The organism is Saccharothrix isguenensis, from assembly GCF_052936305.1.
The window spans coordinates 6983271-7005350 of record NZ_CP193626.1 but is presented as its reverse complement, the minus strand read 5'-3'; the positions used below and the strand labels follow the sequence as shown (position 1 = coordinate 7005350).

General features: G+C 70.4%; 17 protein-coding genes. 8 read left to right on the top strand and 9 right to left on the bottom strand.

The annotated features are described in order from the left end of the window. Positions 1-41: 41 nt before the first annotated feature. Together ACRAKI_RS31430 and ACRAKI_RS31425 are read right to left on the bottom strand one after the other, a co-directional pair. The gene (locus ACRAKI_RS31430) at positions 42-629 is read right to left on the bottom strand and encodes an NAD(P)-dependent oxidoreductase (protein WP_447008569.1); all 588 of its coding nucleotides are present in this window, start codon (positions 627-629) and stop codon (positions 42-44) included. Then, positions 511-1488: an EamA family transporter gene (locus ACRAKI_RS31425; RefSeq protein ID WP_447004110.1), complete on the bottom strand. Its 978-nt coding sequence runs from the start codon at positions 1486-1488 to the stop codon at positions 511-513. The genes ACRAKI_RS31430 and ACRAKI_RS31425 overlap by 119 nt, the downstream gene beginning before the upstream one ends. A gap of 78 nt (positions 1489-1566) precedes the next feature. Between ACRAKI_RS31425 and ACRAKI_RS31420 the strand changes: the two genes are divergently transcribed. The 5 genes from ACRAKI_RS31420 to ACRAKI_RS31400 all read left to right on the top strand — a co-directional run bounded on the left by ACRAKI_RS31420 (position 1567) and on the right by ACRAKI_RS31400 (position 8397). Then, positions 1567-2058, top strand: coding sequence for a MarR family winged helix-turn-helix transcriptional regulator (locus tag ACRAKI_RS31420; protein ID WP_447004109.1), 492 nt, complete (start codon positions 1567-1569; stop codon positions 2056-2058). 161 nt (positions 2059-2219) lie between these two features. Continuing rightward, positions 2220-4232, top strand: coding sequence for a glycosyl hydrolase (locus ACRAKI_RS31415; RefSeq protein ID WP_447004108.1), 2013 nt, complete (start codon positions 2220-2222; stop codon positions 4230-4232). A gap of 496 nt (positions 4233-4728) precedes the next feature. After that, entirely contained in the window at positions 4729-5130 is a 402-nt protein-coding gene (locus tag ACRAKI_RS31410) for an SAM-dependent methyltransferase (RefSeq protein ID WP_447004107.1), read from the top strand. 263 nt (positions 5131-5393) lie between these two features. Continuing rightward, positions 5394-7496, top strand: coding sequence for an EAL domain-containing protein (locus tag ACRAKI_RS31405; protein ID WP_447004106.1), 2103 nt, complete (start codon positions 5394-5396; stop codon positions 7494-7496). A gap of 484 nt (positions 7497-7980) precedes the next feature. Beyond that, positions 7981-8397 carry a DoxX family membrane protein gene (locus tag ACRAKI_RS31400; protein WP_447004105.1) on the top strand — a complete coding sequence of 139 codons (417 nt, stop codon included), beginning with the start codon at positions 7981-7983 and terminating at the stop codon, positions 8395-8397. A gap of 60 nt (positions 8398-8457) precedes the next feature. On the opposite strand, the gene ACRAKI_RS31395 is transcribed toward ACRAKI_RS31400, so the two are convergent. Continuing rightward, positions 8458-9204: a TetR/AcrR family transcriptional regulator gene (locus ACRAKI_RS31395; RefSeq protein ID WP_447004104.1), complete on the bottom strand. Its 747-nt coding sequence runs from the start codon at positions 9202-9204 to the stop codon at positions 8458-8460. A 102-nt stretch (positions 9205-9306) separates the two neighbouring features. Between ACRAKI_RS31395 and ACRAKI_RS31390 the strand changes: the two genes are divergently transcribed. From ACRAKI_RS31390 to ACRAKI_RS31380, 3 genes are all read left to right on the top strand, one after another. Then, entirely contained in the window at positions 9307-10230 is a 924-nt protein-coding gene (locus ACRAKI_RS31390; protein ID WP_447004103.1) for an ATP-binding cassette domain-containing protein, read from the top strand. Further along, a complete protein-coding gene (locus ACRAKI_RS31385) occupies positions 10227-10985 on the top strand; it encodes an ABC transporter permease (RefSeq protein WP_447004102.1) in 759 nt (252 codons plus the stop codon). Before ACRAKI_RS31390 ends, ACRAKI_RS31385 begins: the two co-directional genes overlap by 4 nt. A 116-nt stretch (positions 10986-11101) precedes the next feature. Then, on the top strand, positions 11102-12151 hold the full coding sequence (locus ACRAKI_RS31380) for an amidohydrolase family protein (RefSeq protein WP_447004101.1): 1050 nt from the start codon (positions 11102-11104) through the stop codon (positions 12149-12151). Positions 12152-12448: 297 nt separating this feature from the next. Here ACRAKI_RS31380 and ACRAKI_RS31375 read toward each other — a convergent pair whose 3' ends face one another. The 6 genes from ACRAKI_RS31375 to ACRAKI_RS31350 all read right to left on the bottom strand — a co-directional run bounded on the left by ACRAKI_RS31375 (position 12449) and on the right by ACRAKI_RS31350 (position 22079). Further along, complete coding sequence (locus tag ACRAKI_RS31375) at positions 12449-13618, bottom strand: IS701 family transposase (RefSeq protein WP_447004100.1); 1170 nt, start codon at positions 13616-13618, stop codon at positions 12449-12451. A 512-nt stretch (positions 13619-14130) separates the two neighbouring features. Beyond that, on the bottom strand, positions 14131-14766 hold the full coding sequence (locus tag ACRAKI_RS31370; protein ID WP_447004099.1) for a TetR/AcrR family transcriptional regulator: 636 nt from the start codon (positions 14764-14766) through the stop codon (positions 14131-14133). A gap of 1405 nt (positions 14767-16171) precedes the next feature. After that, positions 16172-18454, bottom strand: a complete 2283-nt coding sequence (locus ACRAKI_RS31365) for a rhamnogalacturonan lyase family protein (protein WP_447004098.1) — start codon at positions 18452-18454, stop codon at positions 16172-16174. Positions 18455-18747: 293 nt separating this feature from the next. Further along, positions 18748-19008, bottom strand: a complete 261-nt coding sequence (locus ACRAKI_RS31360; RefSeq protein WP_447004097.1) for a hypothetical protein — start codon at positions 19006-19008, stop codon at positions 18748-18750. A 15-nt stretch (positions 19009-19023) separates the two neighbouring features. Further along, positions 19024-20181, bottom strand: a complete 1158-nt coding sequence (locus ACRAKI_RS31355; protein WP_447004096.1) for a substrate-binding domain-containing protein — start codon at positions 20179-20181, stop codon at positions 19024-19026. Beyond that, entirely contained in the window at positions 20178-22079 is a 1902-nt protein-coding gene (locus ACRAKI_RS31350) for a heparinase II/III domain-containing protein (protein ID WP_447004095.1), read from the bottom strand. Before ACRAKI_RS31350 ends, ACRAKI_RS31355 begins: the two co-directional genes overlap by 4 nt. Between the last annotated feature and the right edge of the window lies 1 nt (position 22080).

The window sequence follows — 22080 nt, the reverse complement described above, 5'->3', positions numbered from 1 at the left end:
GGGCGGGCCTGCACAGGCCCGCCCCCTTCCGCGTGCCGCCGTCAGTACCCGACCGTGAACCGCTCGCGCTGGTGCTCGGGCGTTTCCGCCTCGTCCAGCAACGCCACCGCCAGGTCCTCGATCGAGATCGTGGAACCGACCTGCTCGTCGCCGCCGACCCGGAACACCCCGGTCCGTTCACCGGGCTCCAGCAGCGCCGGCGGGCTCAAGTACGTCCAGTCGGCGACGCCGTCGGCCAGGCACACCGCCAACTGCTCGGCGCACGCTCGCGCGATGCGCTTCAGCTCGGCCGGGAAGTCGGGCGCGTCCTCGACCGCGTGGCCCTCGGGCGTGATGAGCGTGGCCGCGCCACCGACAACCAGCAGCCGCACCCCGGTCTCCGCGACCCCGGCGAGCAACGCCTCGGTGGCCGTCACGAGTTCCGCTTCCCTCCCGTCTCGCGGGCGCGTCGCGCTGATGACCACGTCCCGGCCCGCGCTGAGCCGCACGACGTCCGCGACGACGCTCGCGTCACCGACCTCGCTGCCCGGACCGGGCCGGCGGCTGACGGGCGTGACGTCGTGGCCGCGCCGCCGCGCCTCCTCGACCACCCGGCGGCCGACGCCGCCGAAGGCTCCGAACACGGTGATCTTCATGGCTTTCCCCCTTCTGCTCCACTGTCTTCCGTTGGGCGACGACGAGCGCGCCGAGCACGACCGTCGCGCCGAGCACCTGCGGAGCGGTCAGCCCCTGGTCGAGGACCAGCCAGCCGACGAGCGTGGCGACGACCGGGCTCAGCAGGCCCAGGAACGTCACCTGGGTGGCCTGCAAGAGCCGGATGCCGCGGAACCACAGGGCGTACGTGAGCGCGCCGCCGATGAGCCCCAGGTAGGCGAAGCCGCCGAGGTTCGTCGCGGTGAGCGTCGGCGGCAAGCCTTCGACCAGCAGCGCCACCGGCAGCAGCACCACGCCGCCCGCCACGAGCTGCCACCCGGTGACGGCCAGCAGTGGCGCCGGTGTGGCCCAGCGCTTGCTCAGCACGACGCCGGTCGCCATCGCCACCGCGCCCCCGAGCGCCGCCGCGACACCGACCGCGTCCAGCCGGGCGTCGGCCCGGAGCACCAGCAGCGCGACGCCGACGATGCCCGCGATCGCGGCGAGCGCCGTGCGGGTCGTCATCCGCTGACCGAGCAACGCCGTCGCCAACCCGGCCACCACCAGCGGCTGCACCGCGCCGACCGTCGCCGCGACCCCGCCCGGCAGCCGGTACGCGGCGAGGAACAGCAGCGGCAGGAACACACCGATGTTGAGCGCGCCGAGCACCAGCGACCGCCACCACCAGTCGCCGCGCGGCAGCTGCCGGGTGATCGCGACCAGCAGCAACCCGGCCGGCAACGCCCGCAGCAGGCCGGCCAGCAGCGGTCGGTCCGGCGGCAGGTACTCGGTCGTGACGAAGTAGGTCGTGCCCCACACGGCGGGGGCGAGCGCGGTGACCCATTTGCTTAGCACTAAAACAAAGTAGCTCAGCGCTAAGGTATCTCGCCAGACCGCCTCACCCGTGACTTACCTCACCGCTAAGCTAGTTCGATGGCAGACCACGTCGACCTGGTCCTCGGCCAGTGGCGCCGGCAGCGCCCTGACCTCGACGTCTCCCCGATGGCGGTGATCGGCAGGCTCAGCCGGCTGGCCCGACTGGTGGACGGCGAGCTGAACAAGACGTTCGCCGAGCACGGGCTGGACCGCGCCTCGTTCGACGTGCTGGCCACGTTGCGCCGCAGCGCGCCGCCGCACCGGCTGACCCCGACCGAGCTGATGCGGTCGTCGATGGTCACGTCAGGAGCGGTCACGCAGCGGCTCGACCGCCTCGAAGCGCGCGGGCTGGTCGTCCGGACGCCGAACGAGCACGACGGGCGTGGGGTGGTCGTCGCTTTGACGGACGAGGGTCGGGAGCTGATCGACCGGACCCTGCCTGATCACCTCGCCACGGAGAACCGGCTGCTCAGCGCGTTGTCGAAGCGTGAGCGGACCGCGTTGGCCGAGACGTTGAAGCAGGTGCTGGAGTCACTCGGCGACGCGTGATCCCGGTTCTCCGGAGACGGTCGGTGGACTGGCATCGGACAAGTTTCTTCACTTACCAAACTTAGGCCGCTATCGTGCGTTCCCAGCGAGTGCCCCTCAGAGCCGAGAGGTCGGGAGTCATGAGGAAACGTTCACCAGCAAGACGCGGGACCGTCGCGGTCGTGGTCGCAGCCCTGCTGGGCGCCGGCGCGGTCGGCGCTTCGGCCGCCCCCGCCGGGACCGGGTCCGCGGACGGCAAGGCGAAGCGGGAGACGGTCCGGATCTCCGACCCGGACGCCACCCCGGAGACCCGGTCCCTGTTCTCCTACCTGCGCGAGCAGCAGGGCAAGGGCGTGCTGTTCGGCCACCAGCAGACGACCGAGTTCGGCGTCACCTGGGACGAGTTCACCGAGACCGATGGGCTGAAGTCCGACGTCAAGGCGGGCGTCGGCGACCACCCGGCGCTGTTCGGCTGGGACACCGGCCACCTCGGCTACGGCTCCTCGCCCGGCGACCCGGCCCCGGAGGAGAACTTCCAGGCCACGGTCAAGCTGATCGAGACCGCGCACAACGAGATCGGCGGCGTGCACACGCTCGCGTCGCACATGGACAACTTCGTCACCGGCGGCAGCTTCTACGACACCAACGGCGACGTCGTCACCCGCATCCTGCCCGGCGGCGACCACAACGCGCAGTTCAACGCCTACCTCGACCGGGTCGCCCGCCTCGCGCACGAGGTCGACGACGCGAACGGCAACCCGATCCCGATGATCTACCGGCCGTTCCACGAGAACAGCGGCTCGTGGTTCTGGTGGGGTGCGGCGCACGCGTCGCCGGCGAAGTACGTCGAGCTGTTCCGGTACACCGTCGAGTACCTGCGCGACGTCAAGGACGTGCACAACTTCCTGTACGCGTACTCGCCGGGCGGCGGCTACGGCGGCGTGGACGACGTCTACATGCGGACGTACCCGGGCGACAACTACGTCGACGTGCTCGGCATCGACACCTACGACGGCAGCAACGGGTCGCAGCAGTTCCTGGACGGCATCGTCGCCGACCTCGGCATGATCGCCCGGATCGCGGCGGAGAAGGGGAAGGTGTCGGCGTTCACCGAGTACGGCATCACCGGCGCGCTGAAGCCCAACGGGCAGAACGGGAACCTCAGCTGGTTCACCACGATGTTCGACGCCATCAAGGCTGACCCGTGGGCGAGGCGCAGCGCGTTCATGCTGACGTGGGTGAACTTCGGCACCGAGCAGTTCTTCCTGCCGTACCCGGCGACCGCCACCGAGCCCGAGCACGAACTGCTGCCGGACCTGAAGCGGCTGCACGCGGACCCGTTCGCGGTGTTCAGCCAGGCCTTGGACCTCGGGAACGTGTACGGGCGCAAGGTGAAGGCGGAGGCGCACGAGCCGTTCATGCACATCGTGTCGCCGACGGACGGCGAACGCGTCGTCACGCCGACCACGACGATCCGCGTGCGGCTGCTCGACGCCAAGGCCAAGTCGGTCCACTACACCGTGGGTGACGACCCGACCAGGCACCGGCTGAAGCTGGACCGGCAGTCCGGCTACTACACCGGCACGTGGGACATCGGCGCGGAGAACCTGACCAACAAGGTCACGCAGCTCAAGGTGACCGCGTCGACCGGCGAGCCGCTGGTGGTGGAGAACCGGGTGATCCTGGGCGCGAAACCGCCGTTGGCGCCGGGCGTGGTGGACGACTTCGAGGGCCACGTGGACGACACCGCGTTGGCCGCGGAGTACAGCCCGTACGGGACGAACACGATCTCGTTGGCGGCGGAGAACGGTGGCAAGGCGCTGAAGTTCGACTACGACTTCAGCTTCCAGACGTACACCGGGATCGGCAAGCGCATCGAGGGCGACTGGTCGGCGTACACCGGGTTGTCGGTGTGGCTGAAGGGTGACGGGTCGAACCACAAGCTGGTGTTGCAGCTCAACGCCGGTGGGGTGGCCTACGAGGCCTACCCGTCGCTGGCCGGGACGACCGGCGGCGTGGTGACGATCCCGTTCGCGGACTGGCGCCCGGCGCCCTGGGACACCGGCAACGCGCACCGGCGGATCACGCCGGAAGACCTGAAGGACCTGTCCCAGTTCAACATCTTCATCAACCAGGTCGAGGGCAACCCCGTGGTGAGCGGGAGCTTCTCCCTCGACGACATCCGGGCCGGCTGACCCCCGAGCGCCCACAAACCGCGTGAGTCCTGCGTTCACGGATTCCGGGTTCAACGCTCAGAACAGACGATCTTGTACTAGGCGTTGAACCCGGGTGTTCCGAACGCAGGACTCACACGACACCCTCGCGCAGCGCGCGGTGGAACGCGCCGTTGGAGAGCATCACACCGTTGTCCGGATACGTGGGAACTTGTCGAACATCGCACTTTTGCGGAAAAGCGCGCTGTCCGTGACCAGCACTTGGTGCGCGAGTCGAGGGCTGGTCATGAAATACGCCTCCACCGGGCCGGGACCGACACGGACCACCTCGTCGTGATTGCGCAGTGATTACTTTCAGTCGACACAGACAGGCCCATCCGGGTGGGTTGGTGTCACACCGATGGTTCAGCGATCGCGGTACCTATTGATCGCCGCCAGATCAAGGCCGCCATCCCGGCCGGCGCAAGGCCGCCCGCGTCGACTGCGAGTCCCTCGGCCGCGTCGTCCGGTACACGGTGTGGGACAGAGCGAGGCGCGTCGGCTGCTGGACTTCGACCAGCCCATCGGGCTGCTCATGCTGCACTGGGTGCCGGAGGAGGTCGACCCGCTGGGACTGCGGCCCGGTACCGGGCCGCGCCGGCGCCGGGCAGTTTCTGGCGATCACCCAGGTCACCGGGGCCACCAGGGCCACCAGGGCGAGAGCCTGACCGGGGCGACCGACGTGATCAAGCGGAGCGAAAGCCCCGATCAGGTGAACTCTCGTTCCCATGCCGAAGTCGTGCGGTTGTTCGAGGGCTCCGACCCGGCCGAACCGGGCGTGGTCCGCTGTGACGAGTGGCACCCCGCCGGACCTGCCGAGATCGCGTCCGAACCGGGGATGAACACGCTGGTCTGCGCGAAGGTCGGGCGAATGTCCTGAATGGATGACGGAAAGTCACCTGTGCTGTTTCCGATTCAGACCGCCGGTTCACACGTCCGGTCGAGTGTTGGCCGGCGGGGGGTGGGTAAGCTTCCGCGGATCCTCTATATCGGAGCAGGGCAACGGGAATGCCGTACCCCAGTCGAAGACCAGAGGCCACGCCACCACCCGGTCGTGGTCGGGAACTCCTTGCGCGGAAGTGGTCGTACCTGCTCAGCGGCGCCGTAGTCGTTCCGCTGACGAGGGACGAACTCGACCGCGAATTGAGCGACCGGTTGGACGAGTTGTGCGACGTGCTGCACGCCGAGCCGTCCGCCGAGTCCGGTCCTGATCATGTGGTCGAGCGGCTCGGGGAACAGCTGGTCGGGCTCGGCTACATCGGTGAGGACGGCTTGCGCGTCACCGCCGAGGTGCTCGGGAAGGGGCTGCTCGCGCTGCCCGAGTTCCAGCCCGTCGAGCGCTACGCGCAGCGGATCGTGTCCGCGCTCGGGTCGTTGTCGTGCGGGTTCCTGGCCGCGACCAAGCGTGCGGTGTTCGAGCACCAGGAGTCCATGCAGCTCTCGATGCTGAAGGCGGTCCGCGACGCGCAGTGGAACCTGAGGGAGAGCGAGGCCCGGTTCGAGGAGGTCGCGACCTCCTCGTCCAGCGGCATCCTGGTGATCGACCTGGCCGGGAGGCTGGTGCGGGCGAACGCGGCGATCGGCGACATCCTCGGGTACACGACCGAGGAGCTGACGGGCTTCGCGCTGCTGGACCTCGTGCACCCGGATTCGGTGAAGGTCCTCGGCGAGGCGCTGCAGGCGCTGGTCGAGGGCAGGCAGGAGCGGATCCGGCAGCCGCAGCGGTTGCTGCGCAAGGACGGCGACGTCGCGCGGATCTCGTTGACGGTGTCGTTGCTGCGCGGGGCGGAGGACCAGCCGGGTCACTTCGTGGCCGTGGTCGAGGACGGCACCGAGCTGATGCTGCTGCAGTCGGAGCTGAACCGGCAGGCGCTGCACGACGTGTCGACCGGGTTGCCGAACCGGCAGTACTTCAGCACGCACCTGGAGAGCGCGCTGCGGCGGGCGGACCCGGTGCGCGGGGTGACGTTGTTCCACCTCGACGTGGATGCGTTCGGGATGGTGTGCAACAGCCTCGGGTGGCGGACCGGCGAGCGGCTGCTCGTGCACGTGGGGCAGCGGTTGAAGGCGGTGATGGCGCGGGAGAAGGCCATGATCGCGCGGTTCGAGGGTGACGAGTTCGGGATCCTGGTGGAGAACGCGGCCGGCACGCCGGACGTCGGGACGATCGTGGCCGAGATCAACCGGGAGCTGTCGGAACCGGTGTACGTCGACGACTGCGGGTTGGCCGTGTCGGTGAGCGTCGGTGTGGTGCGCCGGCCGCCGTCGGACTGGGATCCGGCGAACGTGATGCGTGCGGCGGAGCAGGCGTTGCGGCGGGCGAAGCTGGGGCGGCGCGGGCAGTGGGAGTTGTTCCACCACGCGCAGGACGCGAACGAGCGTCGGGTGGACGCGCTCGCTGTGGCCATGCCGGGGGCTTGGGAGCAGGGGGAGGTCGGCGTTCGGTACCAACCGGTGGTGGGGTTGGCCGGGCGTGGGTTGGCGGGTGTGGCGGCGCGGCTGCACTGGGATCTCGGTGCCGGCGATCGTGGTGCCGGGGCACTCGTCCCTGGAGGTCTCGACGCTGGGGGTCTCGACGCTGGGGGTCTCGTCGCTGGAGGTCTCGTCGCTGGGGAGGATCCTGGTGACGAGGCGCTGGACCACGCGGGTTGCGTCGGTTTGGCGGAGCGGACCGGCTTGATCCTGCCGTTGGGCGAGTGGCAGTTGGCGACGGCTTGCGGACAGGTGCGGTGGTGGGGCGGGTCCGGGTTGGCGGTGCCGTTGCACGTGGGGTTGACCCGGCACCAGTCGTGCGACGGTGACCTGGTCCGGCGGGTGCGGCGGGTGTTGGACGACACGGGGTTCGCGGCGTCGCGGCTCGTGGTCGGGATGCCGGTCGAGGTGTTGGCGGAGTCGGATGCCGTGGACAACCTGACGGTGTTGGCCGAGTTGGGGGTCGGGACTTCGCTGGACGAGTTCGCGGTGGGACCGGACGACTGGGCGGCGGCCTCGGAGTTGCCGGTCGGGTCGGTGCGGGTGGCTTCGCGGCTGGTGGCGAGGCAGGCCCGGGGTGAGGCGGAGTACCTGGCCGGGTTGATGGGGTTGGCGCGGCAGGCGAGCGTGCAGGTGCTGGTGGACGGGGTGGAGACGGAGGAGCAGGCGGAGTGGTGGCGTGCGGCCGGCGCGGTGGCCGGTATGGGTGGGCTCTTCGGTCCTCCGGTCCCAGCCGGCGAGTTCACGCCCTGGCTGCCGGACACGATCGGGTGATCATCGTCGGAGAATGTCCGGAAACACTGTTCCCGTACCTCGGTTGAGAGAAGCGGACCCCCGAAACACCACCACCACGACCAACACCCACCGCGACCGCTGGCCACCACCGCCAACCCCACCCCGAAGCCGCCACTCAACGACGCCCACCTCACGAGGAGCAGGCATCCGCCGCCCACCCGCGACGGGCACCCACGCGCCTGCGCCACCCCCCGATCCGCTCCCCGCTGCGCCACCGCGTGACTCGCGATGCCCGAGTGGACGGCTCGCGAGGTGGTAGTTGTGGCCGACTGGAATCGGGTCTTCACATTGTGTTTCCTTACCGTTACAGTTCTGGGAGCGCTCCCAGTCCGGTTCCGGTCAGCGTGGACATGAACGCGGACGACCTCCTGTGCGGGTCGACGTGGTCCCGCTCGCGAAGGAAGTGATGTGGATGATCGAGCTCTCGTCCCGTCTGGATGCGCGTGCGAATGCGTTGCGCGCGTTGAGCATCCCCCTCCTGCGAGGGTCGCTCGGCGTGGTCTTCGTGTGGTTCGGCGCCCTCAAGATCACCGGCACGACGCCGGTCGCCGACCTGGTCGCCCGAACAGTTCCCTGGCTCGACCCGCGAGCATTCGTGCTCGCGCTCGGGGTGGTGGAAGTGGTGTTGGGTGTCGCTCTGGTGGTGGGTCGCCGGTTGCGCTGGGTAGCGCTCCTCGTCGTGCTCCACCTGTGCGGCACGTTCTTGACGCTCGTCATGCAGCCGTCCGTCGCGTTCCAGACGGGCAACCCGCTGCTCCTCACCATGACCGGCGAGTTCGTGGTCAAGAACCTGGTCCTGATCACCGCCGGCCTGGCGATCATGTCGGCCGACGCACCCGTGCGGCAGCGGGTGTCGCAGGCCGGCTCCGCCCGGCGGTGATCCTGCGGTGCTGCGGGGTCCCGACCGACCCCGCAGCACCTTTCAGGTCGAGCAGCGCGACTAGGCCCGGCGGGCCAGGTAGGCCGCCACGCCGTCCAGGTAGCGGTCCAGGCCGAACCCGAAGTCGGCTTCCACCTCGCGCTCGTCGTAGAGCGTGTCGAAGTCGAACACGCCGGCGTCGACCACCCGGCCCAGCGCGGGCATCTTCCGCGGGTCCACCAACAGTCGCAACGCGCGCGCGTACGCCCGGCCGAACGCCTCCGGGTTGTCCCGGTAGCTCTCCGCCAGCTCCACGGTCAACCGCACCTCACCGTGCACGAACGTCAGCAGCCCCATCACCACGCCCACCTTCTCCCCCTCCTCCAACGGGGTGTCGGCGAGCGTGCCCAACGCGCAGTCGAACCACGCCAGGTTCCGCGGCCCGAGCGGCGGCCCGTCCAGCGGAATCCTGGCGTACCAGGGGTGTTTGCGGAGCGCGGCCAGCACGCTGGTCGCCCACAGGGCCAGGCCGTCGCGCCAGTCGATGTCCGCGGGCATCTCCGGCGGGTCGTCCAGCGCCGCGTCCGACATCAGCTTGAGCAGTTCGTCCTTGCTCTTCACGTACCGGTACAGCGCCATCGTGGAGTTGCCCAGCTGCTTCGCCACCCTGGCCATGGACACCGCGCCCAGCCCCTCGGTGTCGGCGACCTCGATGGCGGCCCGGGTGATGTCGGTTACCGAGAGCGCCGGTTTGCGGCCACGCCGTGGCGCATCGCGCAGCCCCCAGAGCAGCGCGACGTCCGCCGGCAGGCCGTTCTCCTCGGTCATCCTCACCCTCTCGTCACCGCAGGCGGTCAGTCTAGGGCTTCCGGAACTAACTGCGTATGAGTTACGCTTTTTAGCGTATCGCATACACATAAGGGGGCGGCGATGATCGTCGAGGCGAGGGACCTGCGCAAGGCGTACGGGTCGAACGCGGTGCTGGACGGGATAGACCTGGAGGTCGCCGAGGGCTCGGTCTTCGCGCTGCTCGGTCCCAACGGCGCCGGCAAGACCACGACCATCCGGATCCTGTCCACGCTGACCAAGCCGGATGGCGGGGACCTCCGGGTGGCCGGGTTCGACGTGGTGCGCGAGCCCGCCAAGGTGCGCGGCGTGATCAGCCTGACCGGCCAGTACGCCGCCGTGGACGACGAGCAGACCGGCCGGGAGAACCTGGTCGTGGTCGGTCGCCTGATGCACCTCGGCCGATCGAAGGCGAAGTCCCGCGCCGGCGAACTGCTGGAGCGGTTCGACCTGGTCGGCGCGGCGGACCGCCGGGTCAAGACCTACTCCGGCGGCATGCGGCGGCGGCTCGACCTGGCGATGAGCCTCGTCGCCGCCCCGAGGGTGATCTTCCTGGACGAGCCGACCACCGGCCTCGACCCGTCCAGCCGCAACACCATGTGGGACGCCATCCGCGACCTGGTCCGGACCGGCACCACGATCTTCCTCACCACCCAGTACCTGGAGGAGGCCGACCGCCTCGCGGACCGGATCATGGTGCTGGACAGGGGAAAGGTCGCCGCCTACGGCACCGCGGACGCCCTCAAGGCCAAGGTCGGCGGCGACCGGCTGGACCTCCGCTTCACGTCCGCCGCCGCGCTCGCCGCCGCGTTCGCCCGGCTCGGCGGCTTCACCGACCAGGAACGGCTGGTGCTGAGCCTCCCGTCCGACGGCACCGCCACGCACCTGCACTCCGTGCTGGACGACCTGCGTGCCGCGAACGTGGTCCCCGCCCAGGTCTCCTCGCACCGCCCGACCCTCGACGACGTCTTCCTCGCCCTGACCGTCCGTGAAGGAGTGCCCGCATGAGCTACGCGATCGCGGACTCGATGACGATGATCGGCCGCAGCATCCGGCTCGGCCGGCGCAACGCCGAGACGCTGATCATGTCCGTCGTCCTGCCGCTGATGATGATGGCGCTGTTCGTCTACGTCTTCGGCGGCGCCATCAACACCGGCACCGCGTACATCAACTACGTGGTGCCCGGGATCATCCTGCTGTGCACGGGTTACGGCGCCGCGTCCACCGCGATGGCCGTCGCCGACGACATGAACAGCGGGATGATCGACCGGCTGCGGTCCATGCCGATCCGCAGCTTCGCCGTGCTGACCGGTCACGTGACGGCCAGCATCGCCCGCAACACCATGTCCACCACGATCGTCGTCGGCGCGGCGATCGCCATGGGCTTCCGCCCGTCCGCCTCGCTGGTGGAGTGGCTCGCGGCGGCGGGGTTGCTGCTGCTCTACGTGCTGGCGCTGTCGTGGCTGGCGGCCGGCTTGGGCGCGATGGCGAAGTCGGTCGAGGCGGCCAGTTCGATGAGCTTCTTCATGCTGTTCCTGCCCTACTTGAGCAGCGCGTTCGTGCCGACGGACACCATGCCGTCGTTCCTGCAGGGCATCAGCGAGCACCAGCCGATCACGCCGGTGATCGAGACCGTGCGCGGGTTGCTCACCGGGACGCCGATCGGTGACAAGGGCTGGATCGCGCCGGCGTGGTCGGTCGGTCTGCTGATCGCGTCGTTCACCATCGCCACCGCCCTCTACCGGCGGCGGATCACCGACTGAAGCGGGTCCTCCACCGGATCGGCCACCGTGGACAGCCTCGGTGCGGCAGGCTGAGGAGCCGGACGAGGGCGACGCGGTGACCGTGCTGCTCGGCCCGCCGTGACCGGAGGTGTTCGGTGGTTGTTCGGATTCGCGGCCGTGCGCTCCCGCACGGCGAGTACGTCGATCTCTACGCGGACGGCGACCGGTGGACCGCGGACCCGGTGCGGAACGCTGAGGTCGTCGCCGAGGGCTGGTTGCTGCCCGGACTGGTCGACGCGCACACCCACCCCGGCGTCGAGGTCGCGGGCGAACCGCTCGACGACCTGATGCTGCGCGACCACCTCCGGCAGCACGTCGACGCGGGGGTGACGGCGATCCGGTCACCTGGCCTGGCCGGTGAGCCGCCGGACTGGTTCGGCACCGATCCCGAGACGCCGAGGGCCTGGCACGCCGGTCCGTGGCTCGCGCAGCACGGGCAGTTCTTCGACGGCTGGGGCCGCCGCGTCGACCACGGCGAAATGGCCGCGGTCGCCACCGCCCAGGCCGCCCGCACCGGCTGGGTGAAGATCATCGGGGACTGGAGTTCGGCGGGCGAGCCGGTGCCGGTCGACGTGCTGACCGGCGTGGTGGACGCCGTCCACGCGGTGGGTGGTCGGGTCGCGGTGCACACGCAGCAGGCCGGCGGCGGCGCGGTGGCGGTGACCGCCGGGGTCGACTCGGTGGAGCACGGGATGTGTTTGGAGCCCGAGCTGCTCAACCGGATGGCCGAGCAGGGCACGGCGTTGACGCCGACGTTGTCCGTGCTGGAGAACGTGCTGCCGGAAGTGCTCCTCCGGGACGACAGCCCTGGTAAGCGGTGGTTCGTCCAGGGCGCGCGGGCGCACGCGTCACTGGTGGCGCAAGCGGCCGAGGCGGGGGTCCGGGTGCTGGCGGGCACGGATTCGCTGCCGCACGGGCGGATCATGGACGAGGTCCGCGCCTTGGCCGCCGCCGGGATGCGACCGCACGACGCCTTGGCCGCCGCCTCCTGGGACGCCCGCGCCTACCTCGGGCTGCCCGGTCTGGAGCCGGGTGCGCCGGCGGACGCGGTCGTCTACGCCGAGGACCCGCGCACGGACCTGCACCAGCTCTCCCACCCGATCGCGGTGGTCCTGCGGGGTCGGCTCGTGCGTGGCGGCCGGTGAGGAAGCACGCGGTGAGGAAGCACGCGGTGAGGAAGCACGCGGTGACGGAGCGGGCGGTGGCGAAGCGGGCGGCAGTGAAAGGCGTCAGCGGGATGCGGGAGCAGGAGCGTGCCCTGTGCGGATGAAGACCGCTCTGGCTGAGGGCGCCTCGGGGCTGGACCGGCGCCTGGCAGCGACGGGCCGGTCGGGCGGGCAGGCCGGTCACCGTGGTGCGGCCGGCGGGCCGGCGGCCGTTGTGCCCGGCCGGAGAGCAAGGGCACGCCGAAGGACTCCCAGCCCTTCGGCGTGCCCGCCACGTCACGCGATCCGGAGCGCGGAACTAGGCTCTCGGGCCAGTTCCAGCGCGGTGTGGGCGGCCATGGCGAGGGTGATGTGGCGGTACCAGCCACGCCAGCTGCGCACCTCGTAGTGGCCAAGGCCGATCTCCTCCTTCGCCCTCTTGCAGTACGCGCCTGTGGACTGCATCAGTGAGACGATGGGGGTGATCTCCGGCAACGGCGTCCGCTGCCTCAGGTAACACGCGAAGTACGACCGCGGCCCGGCGTTCTGGGTGGACGGCGACGCGATCAGGTAGGAGCTCTCGAAGCCGGCGGGCGCGTCGCCGTCCAGCTTGACCTTGTGCAGGATGCCGCGCTTGTAGGCGCAGGTCTCCTGGTCGTGGTGCGACGCCTGGTGCCGCCGGTCGAAGTCGCCGAGTCGGTGGTGGTCGGCCGCGCGCTGCACGTCGGCCGGCCGCAACGCGATGTCGTCGGCGAAGTGCCGCGCCTGTCCGACCTCGCCCGCGGTGATCGAGATGATGTGCGGGACCTGCTTGTGGCGCAACCACTTCTGGAGCTTCAGCTTGTCGTTGCAGAAGACCGACGAGATGACGAAGTCCGGCTGGATACCCGCCTCGAACGCCCGGCGGACCATGATGCCGCCGATGGCGGACTTGGTGCGGTAGCGGTAGTCGTCGGGGATGCCCGCCCGCGCGCACCGCTGCGCGTCGTCGGCCCAGCTCTTCGGCACGTACAGCTCCCGGTCGACCAGGAACGCCCGCCCCTGCGCGGTGACGTGGAACAGCAGCAGGCCGATCTGGCACTTCTCCGCCCGCATCGTCTCGGGGTTGTACTGGCGCTCCACCGCGACCGCGTTGCGGCCCTTCTTGGGGAACGCGACCTCCGCCAGGTACAGGATGCCGCCGGTGCTCCCGCCGTAGTGGACGGCGATGGCGCGCAGCTCGTCGCGCACCTGCGTCTCGCTCCACTGGGCGCTGGTCAGCAGTCGCTGGACGCCGTCCGCCCGCTGTTCACCGGAGTAGTTGCCGAGACCGTCCCTGTTGCGCAACCCCGAGGCGTGGGCCCGCGGTAGATCGGCCAGGTAGGTCCACGCCCGTCTGCGCGGTTCGGCGCGGCTGAAGTTCACCGCTATGCGGTCGTACACGACCTTGAGCCATTGCTCGTACTGGTTCTTGGCTATCGTAGACATTGGCGGCGGTCCCCAACTAAGACTGGTCGACGGCATGTTGGTTGATGGAGTCCCTGGGTGTCCCTGCTGCTCAGTCGAACACCTGTGGGTCTGGTGACGAGAGTGCGGCATCGATTGTCACTACGCGCAGATCGTCGGTGATATCCGAACCCGGTGCCGCGATCATCGGCCGCAGCACACTGCGGCCGGCCCGGATCGCCGGGTGTCGACCCACCATGGCACTGCAACCACCCCGAGGACCCGCTTCGAGGAGCACTCGTCCCGCAGCCGATCACCGAAGTTTCCCGCGGCTGTGGAGAACTCCTCCATCGCCGCGGTGAAGAATGGATCTTTGCGGTACAGGTCGACACCCATTCCGGGGTGTTGGGCGCCTTGCCCGGGAAGAATCATCGCGACGCGCCGTTGTCGCTCTTCGTCCTGTCCGTGTTCCTTCACGACGCCTCCCCAAGCGTGGTGAAACCCCGGTGTGGGCCGTCGTGTTCCGGCCCCACCGTCTCCGCCCGGTGCGGAAATCAGTCCGTGCGTTCACCCATGAACGAGCTCAACCCGTTCCAGACCAACTCGTGGTTCAGTTCGACGATCGTTTCGGTCGGGATGTCCCGGTTGTCCCACCACCACGTGGCGAGCGCGTTGCCCGCACCGGTGAGCTGCGCCGCGATCGCCAGGTTGGCGTCGGCGAGGTTGAACGTACCGGGAATCCTGACCGGCGGCAGCGTATCGAGGAGCTTCGCCACCGCTTCGGTGGCCAGGCCGCGAACCTGTTGGTGCGCTTGGATCGCGGCCGGGTCACGCGGGTTGTCCATGAACAGGATTCGCCAGCTGTCCTCGTTCTGGCGGATCCACGAGAAGAACGCCCTGCTGCTCTGCTTGAAGCGCTCGGAGATGCCGGCCATCGACGGCGGCTCCGACCAGCTCACGACGAGCTTCTCCGCGTGGTGCCGGACGACCGCCAGGTAGAGGTCGATCTTGGAGTGGAAGTGGTCGTAGAGCACGGGAGTGGTCACCTCGGAGGCCTTGGCGATCTCCCGCATCGACGCCTGCTCGTACCCGTTCGCCGCGAGCACCTCGCTCGCCGCGGCCAGGATGACGGCCCGTCGTTCGCTGAACGAGAGCCGGCGTTTGGGCTGGTCCAGAGGTTTCCTTGACATTGGCCCGGTAAGCTAGCGACGTAACTTAACGCCTGTCAAGCACAACCGGGCGGGTGTTAACGAAGGGCTTCCCGGGGGTTGACGCCGCGTTTCGCCGACGGTCTGCCCGCGTCACCGCGGGCACCGCGAACCCGTCCCGGACGAGCCGGCGGCCGGTCGGTCGGCCCGGCTCGGGCGGACCTGCCACCAGCGGCGACGCGGTGAACCGGCCGGTGTCCGGTGCCATGTGGACGGTCGCCTCGTCGAATCCCAACCACCTCCTGGTCAACAGGAACCACGTCGTGCAGGCGGACTCTGTAACGCTGAAGAGGATCCGGTCCCACGCGACGTCGGGTAGACGCGCGGAGGGCGCGTCGAGTTCCCGTCGTTCCTCGGGCGATCCCGATCGCGTCGAGGTCACCGTCCGGCAGTGGGCCGGCCGGCGCCGCGTCGATGCCAGTCGACACGCAGTCGACGGACCGGCCGACCGCCGCGGGCCGGGCGCACAACCGCGCCGACGCGAACTCCTTGCGTCGCTTGGGCGACGCGGTCGCGACCACGGCCTCCTCCTCGGGGAACAGCGCCGCTCCCTCCGGGTCGTGGAGCGGTTCCGCACAGGCGACCGCGCCGGGCAGGACCAGGTCGATCATCGGCGGCTGTTCCCCTCGGTGCGCTCGTCCGGGGCCAGTATGGCCGGCGCGGGTGCCGGTTCGGTCGAGAAACTCAGGGGGGAGTGGCGCGGCGGCAGTGGGGGAGGCGACGACGGTGACCGGGCGTCCAGCCGACGGGGTCCTGGCGTTCATCGTGGACGTCGAGGCGTGCCAGGCGGTCGACCCGCGGTCGCAGACGATCAAGTGGGTTGCGCCGCACGGAGAACGAAACGGTGTTCCGGTTCCGGCGGAAACCGCTCGGCATGCCGGCGCCGATGAGCACTCAGCGAGTCGTGCTGACGCCCGGGAAGCGCGTGGACATCCTCCAGGCGCTTCATCCGATGAACCGGACGGCCAACTTCCGGGGTCTCATCGGCGCACCCCCGAGGGCAGCGGCACGGGGGTCCGGCGCCGGCTGGAGTTCCGCTTCGCGCCGCCGATGAACTGGATCCTAGACGCCAGGATCGAGCGCCGGTCGGCGGAGCGCATTCCGGACGAACCGGCCCGGCTCAAGACCCATTCGGAGCAATGGCGGAAGTTGGTGCGGGGTCGGGTCATCGCTACGGGAACCCGTAGCCCCCGGGTCGCGATCCACCGCGACCCGCCGGGTCGGACACCGGTCGCGCTCCGCGTCCGCCTCGTCACACCGCAAGGTCCATTGTGGAGAATGTGTCGTTCGGGTAATGGGTCGGTCACGCGGTGGATCGGCCGCCGATGGAAACGGCGGGGGACGCTGGTGCGCCCCCCGCCGCTGGTTCAGCCGGACCTCCGGTCGGTCACCCGATCGCGAAGCTCGGGTGCGGCGGCTGGTTGTAGGCGGTGTTCTGCCACGCGATGGCGACGCGGTACATGGTGTCGTGCATCAGCGTGGTGATCCGGCGGTTGGTCTGGTGCGGGGTGGAGTAGATGCGCAGCGCCCGGTTGTCACCGGTGCGCCAGATGACCTCCTCGCGCCAGTCCCCGACCAGGTCGGCGGACAGCGCCGGCGTCGACTTGCTGCCGTTGTTCGAGGCCACGCCGCTGCCGGTGAGCAGGCGGGTGTCGCCGGAGGTGCCGTACTTGTCGATGCGGGTGCCGTCGAGCAGCTCGCGCGACGCGTCGCCGTCCCACCAGATCAGGAAGTTCGCCGACGACGGCTTGCGGCCGATTCCGGTGCCCCGCGTGTTGCGCAGCTGCGTGTCAGCGCTCGACCACGACTCCGCGCCGGGACTGCCCGCGTAGATGTCGGCCGACACTCCACGCCCGTTGTCACCGGCGGGGGCGGTGGTCCACAGCCGCTGGCCGGTGCGGGCATCGGCGAACCAGGATCCGGGCTTGGAGGAGTCCTCGGAGACCTTGTAGTACTCCAGGCCCGGACGGGACGGGTCCAGGTCGCCGAGGTGGCCCGCGTCGCCGTGCCCGAGACCGGTGGTCCAGAGGCCGCGGCCGTTGTCGTCGATGGTGGCCGCGCCGTAGACGATCTCGTCCCGACCGTCCTGGTCGACGTCGCCCACGGTCAGCGAGTGGTTGCCCTGACCCGCGTACCCGGAGTTGCCCGATGCGTTGGAGTCGAACGTCCAGCGCTTGGTCAGCGCGCCGTTGCGGAAGTCCCAGGCCGCGACCACGGCGCGCGTGTAGTACCCGCGGGCCATGATCAACGACGGTCGCGTGCCGTCCAGGTAGGCGGTGCCCGCCAGGAAGCGGTCCACCCGGTTGCCGTAGTTGTCACCCCACGACGACACGTTCCCGCGCGGCGGGTCGTAGTTCACGGTCGACATCGCCGCGCCGGTCTGACCGTTGAACATGGTCAGGAACTCCGGACCGGACAGGACGTAACCGGACGAATTGCGGTAATCGGCGCTGGAACTCCCGATCACCACACCGCGACCGTCACGCGTGCCGTCCGCGGTCTTCATCGCGACTTCGGCCCGACCGTCACCGTCGTAGTCGTACACCTGGAACTGCGTGTAATGCGCACCCGCCCGGATGTTCCGACCGAGGTCGATTCGCCACAACCGGGTGCCGTCCAACCGGTACGCGTCGATGAAGACGTTTCCGGTGTAACCCGACTGCGAGTTGTCCTTCGCATTGGACGGATCCCACTTCAGCACGATCTCGTACCGGCCGTCGCCGTCGAGATCGCCCACGCTCGCGTCGTTCGCCGAGTACGAGTAGTTCTCGCCGCTCGGCGTCGTGCCGCCCGCCGGGATCTGCAGCGGCACGTCGAGGTACCCGTTGGCGAAGCGCAGCGACTGCGGTGAAGGCGTCTGCTCGACCCCGTCCACCACGGCCCGCACGGTGTAGGAGGCGTCGACCGCCGCCCCGCCGTCGAGGTGGTTGGTGGAACCGGTGATCGGCGTGCTGTTGAGCTTGGTCGTGCCCCGGTAGACGTTGAACCCGACACCGGCCGGGTCGCTGCCGAGCAGGCGCCAGCTCACCAGGTTGCCGGTGCCCGAGCGGACGCTCACCACGCCCCGGTCCAGGTTCTCCACCTGGCGGCCGGTCGGCTGCGGCGTGGTGCCGAGCTTGACCAGCTGCCACTGCTGGTTGGCGCCGTCGACGTCGTCGTACTGGGAGATCCGGGCGCCGTCGTCGGTCGAGCGCTCCCACACGTCCAGCGCCTTGCCGCTGTTGCGGTTGATCAGCCGCACGTACCCGTCGGCGGAGTCGGCCAGCCGGAACTGCTGGTTGCTCGCGTTCTTGTCGGTCCACTGCACGACGTTCGCGCCGTTGGCGGTGGAGGCCCCTTCGACGTCGAGGACCTTGCCGCTGTGCCGGGACTTGATCCGGTAGTAGCCGCTGCCGGAGTCCACGAACTGCCACTGCTGCCACGCGCCGTCGTTGCGGGGCCACTGCACGATCTGGCCGCCGTCGGCGGTGGAGAGGTTGTAGACGTCCAGAGCCTTGCCGCTGTGCCGGGCGACCAGCACGTAGCTGGCGTTGGTGTCGACCGTGGCGGCGGAAGCGGGCGTGGCGACGGCGACGAGGCCGCCGGCCACCACCGAGGCCGCCACCGCGAGCACCACGGCGGGTCTGTTGGTCCGGGTGCGCGGTCGTCCGCGCACGCCAAGTCGGGACATTCGATCCTCCACGTTGAGGAAGGGCTGTGTGTCCACCGAGGACTGACGGCCTGACCTGGGCAAGCAGTGTTGTTACCGCTAACATCAGTGTGTCTGGCAGGCGGTGAGCACCGGTCGGAAGACCCATTCGTAATCGGGCGATCACTCGACTGTCAAGGGTTCCGTCTCGTTCGACGGCATTCGACGATGGAGCGCGAGGAGTGGTCGTGGCAGCTCGGCGGCCGACCGGTGTTAGCGCTAACCGATCTCCGGTCCAGAAGCGACAGTCGCACTCCGGCGTGCGGTGGGGGCGGTCAGTGACCGCCGGCTTCCATGGCGAACAGCATCAGCGAGAGCAGCAGTTGGAGCACCGCGACACTCGTGCCGGTCACGGCGGTCCAGTCGAGCCGGTACTCCGTCCTGGTGCCCATCGACAGCGCGCCGCAAGCCACCGCGGCGACTGCCAGGGCCACGCCGCCGACCGGGATCGGCCAGCTGAGCAGCCCCAGGCACAGGGAGAGCGGCCCGAGCCACGCGTCCCTGCCGGGTCGGTCCTTGGCCGGGAGACTGCGCACGGCACCACTCGATTCTCAGGAGGACGAGCGGACGATCAGCCGGGGTTCGATCACGACGCGGTGCGCGGGACGGTGGGGGTCGGGGTCGTTCAGCCGCTCGGCCAGCAGGGTCACGGCCGCCCGGCCCACGGCGGCCTTCGGCGGGCGGATCGCGGTCAGCGGCGGGTCCGACAGCTCGGCCACCTCGTCGTCGTAGGTGACCAGCGCCAGGTCCTCCGGCACCCGGATGCCGCGCTCCTGGCACCGCTCGACCAGGGAGATCGCCTCCGGGTCCGAGTGGACGAGCAGGGCCGTCGTGCCGGAGTCGACGCAGGCGTCCAGCAGGGCGTCGAGGGCGGCGGGCCACTGCGCGTCGGGCCGGTTCACGGTGCGCAGGTCCGGGGTGCCGTCGATCGGGAGGCCGAGCTGCTCGCACGCCTCCCGCCAGCCACGACGGACGTGCGGGGACGTCGGGCTCAGGGCCGTGGTGCTCAGGCCGACGCGCCGGTGGCCGAGTTCGGCGAGGTGGCGCACGGCCATCGCGGCGCCGCGGGCGTGGTCGCTGACCACGGACTCGACCGCGCCGTGGTAGCTGTCGGTCGGCGTGCGCTCGATCAGCACGACCGGCACCTCGACCGATCGCAGCCACCGCATCAGGGCCTCGCCCTCGTCGCCGGTGGTGGTCGGGGCGACCAGCAGGCCGTCGACGCCGACGGCCTCGATCAGCCGGGTGAGCTGGCGGCGTTCGTCGGCGGCCTCGTACGTCGCGCCGCGCAGCACGATCCGCACGTCGGCCTCGGCGGCGGCCTCGCGCACACCTTTGATCACGTCCGGCCAGTAGTAGTCCAGCGACGGGACGACCATGCCGACGGTCAGCTGACCCGGGCGCTCGGCGGGCTGCCTGCGTTCGGCGACGGCCGCCGCGCTGCCGTTCGACTCCGCGGCGTGCCCGTGGGGCACCGCGTAGGCCAGGGCGTCGTCCGCCGCGGTCGCCGTGACGGTGGCGCCGCCGCGGACCCGCCGGACCAGTCCTTGCTCGGCGAGCAGCGTGATGTCCCGGCGCACGGTGATGGCGGAGACCTCGAGCTCGTCGGCGAGGTCGTGCACCCGCACGGTGCCGCGCCGGCGCAGCAGCTCGACGACCTTGGCGCGCCGTTCCGAGGGCAGCATGGCGGACGGCTCGGACGTCGTCATGCGCACACCTCCACCATGATCACGAGGCTACCTCGCGCCGCCTCGGGCAGGCGCAGCTCCAGCCGGGTCAGCTTCACTCCCCACACAGTCCTGAGCAGCGGGTCGTCGAGTTCGCGCACGGTCAGCGCGGCCGACGCCAGGCTCGGATCCCAAGCGACCAGCGTAGCGCGCGCCCCGTCGACCGGATGGACGACCAGCCGCCCCGGTCCGTCCCGCACGACGTCGCCGGCGAGCAGGTAGTGCAGCGTCGAGCGGGAGTCGCCGTGGTCGGCGAAGTCCCAGGAGTCCTCGATCGTCACCCGGCGGCGGTCGCGGTGCAGGGTCGCGGTGCGCCACCAGGACCGCAACGCGGGCACGGGGTACGCGGGGGCGAGGTCCAGCCGGACCTGGAACCGGTCGGGTGTGTCCTCGGCGGTGACGTCGCGGGCGTGGTGGCCGCGTCCGGTGCCCTGGGGCGTGCCGCGCACTTCGGGGACGTTGTGCCAGCTGCTCTGCATCGTCCAGATGTCGTAGCGGTCGGCGCTGAACGTCTGCTTGGTGTAGGTCGGGCGGCCCGCGTCGACCACCACCGGCACCCCGTCGACCGCGACGATCACGCTGCCGACGTCGTTGTGGTTGTGGTGCTCGTCGTTGTGGCCGCCCTTGACCACGAGGGTCGGTCCGGCGGTGGAGCGGGCCAGGCCGACCTGCGTGCCGGGCAGCCAGGCGCTCTCGGCCAGTGGTCCGGCGGGGTGGTCGGGCAGCGGGGTGGCGAGATCGCGCAGCGCGCGCCCGAGTTCGGCGGTGTCCGGGATGGAGGTGGACCGCTGGGCCGCGGCGTGGCGGGCGACGTCCCGGTCCCCGGTGCGGCGGGCCCACTCCTGCGGCACGTGCCAGGGCTGACCGCCGTCCGGCCGGGCGCGGGCGTCCGCGAGGTTGACGTACCACGGTCCGCCGAGGTGCATCAGGCGCGGGAAGCGCACGGTCTCGCGCACCACCGGCACATCCGCCGCGCTCAGCCCGCCGTCGGTGGCGTGCTCCAGGACGTCGAGGGCTTCCAACGCCCGGCACGCGCCGTTCCACCAGTACTCGAAGCCCTCGTCCACCGACCCGTCCGGCGGGAGGGCGGCCAGGTAGCGGTCGATCGCGCGCACGGCGTCGGCCACGACCCTGGCGCGGTCGGCCGGGTCGTCCACCAGGCGCAGGGCGGCGACCAGGACGTTGCCGCAGATCCACGGGCACCAGTTGTGCACGTCGCCGTCGAGCCCGAGCCAGTGCCAGTCGTGGCGGGACGTGAACGGGTCGAGCACGCGGACCCGGACCTCCCGGCGCACGCGGGCGCGCAGGCCGGGCCACCGGCGGTCCAGCCGATCACCGAGGACGTGGTCGAGCCAGGCCAGCTGCGCGGCGACGACGCCCGCGCCGAGGTCCAGGTACGGGAGGTCGGGATCGGGCACGACGGCGCCGCGCACCCGGTGGTGCTCCTCGTGCGCGGGCCAGCACCAGGTGCTGCGCTCGCACAGCAGCGCGATGCCGTCGGCCACCTCGTCCAGCAGGTCGTCGTCGTCCGGGGTGACGAGGGCGGCGAGCGCGGCACGGGTGAGGCGGTGGTCGTGGTCGAAAACCGGTGTCTCGTAAGCGATCCGGTCGCCGTCGCCGTCGCGGAAGAACCGCGCGTACCGGGACGCGGTCGGCTGCGGCCACGGCGTGCCGAACTCCCCGCGGGCGCGCTCCAGGACGGACGCCAGCCGGCTCACCGCGTCCGGCGGCCACCGGTCCGGGTCGCCGAACGGGGGCAGCGCGGTCGACGGCGGCAGCAGCACGTCCGCGAGCGCCGACGCCTCGGCCCGCGAGCCCCAGGTGGCCCGCAACGGACCCGCGACGGACCGTTCGGCGCCGCTCGACTCCGCGTTGATCATC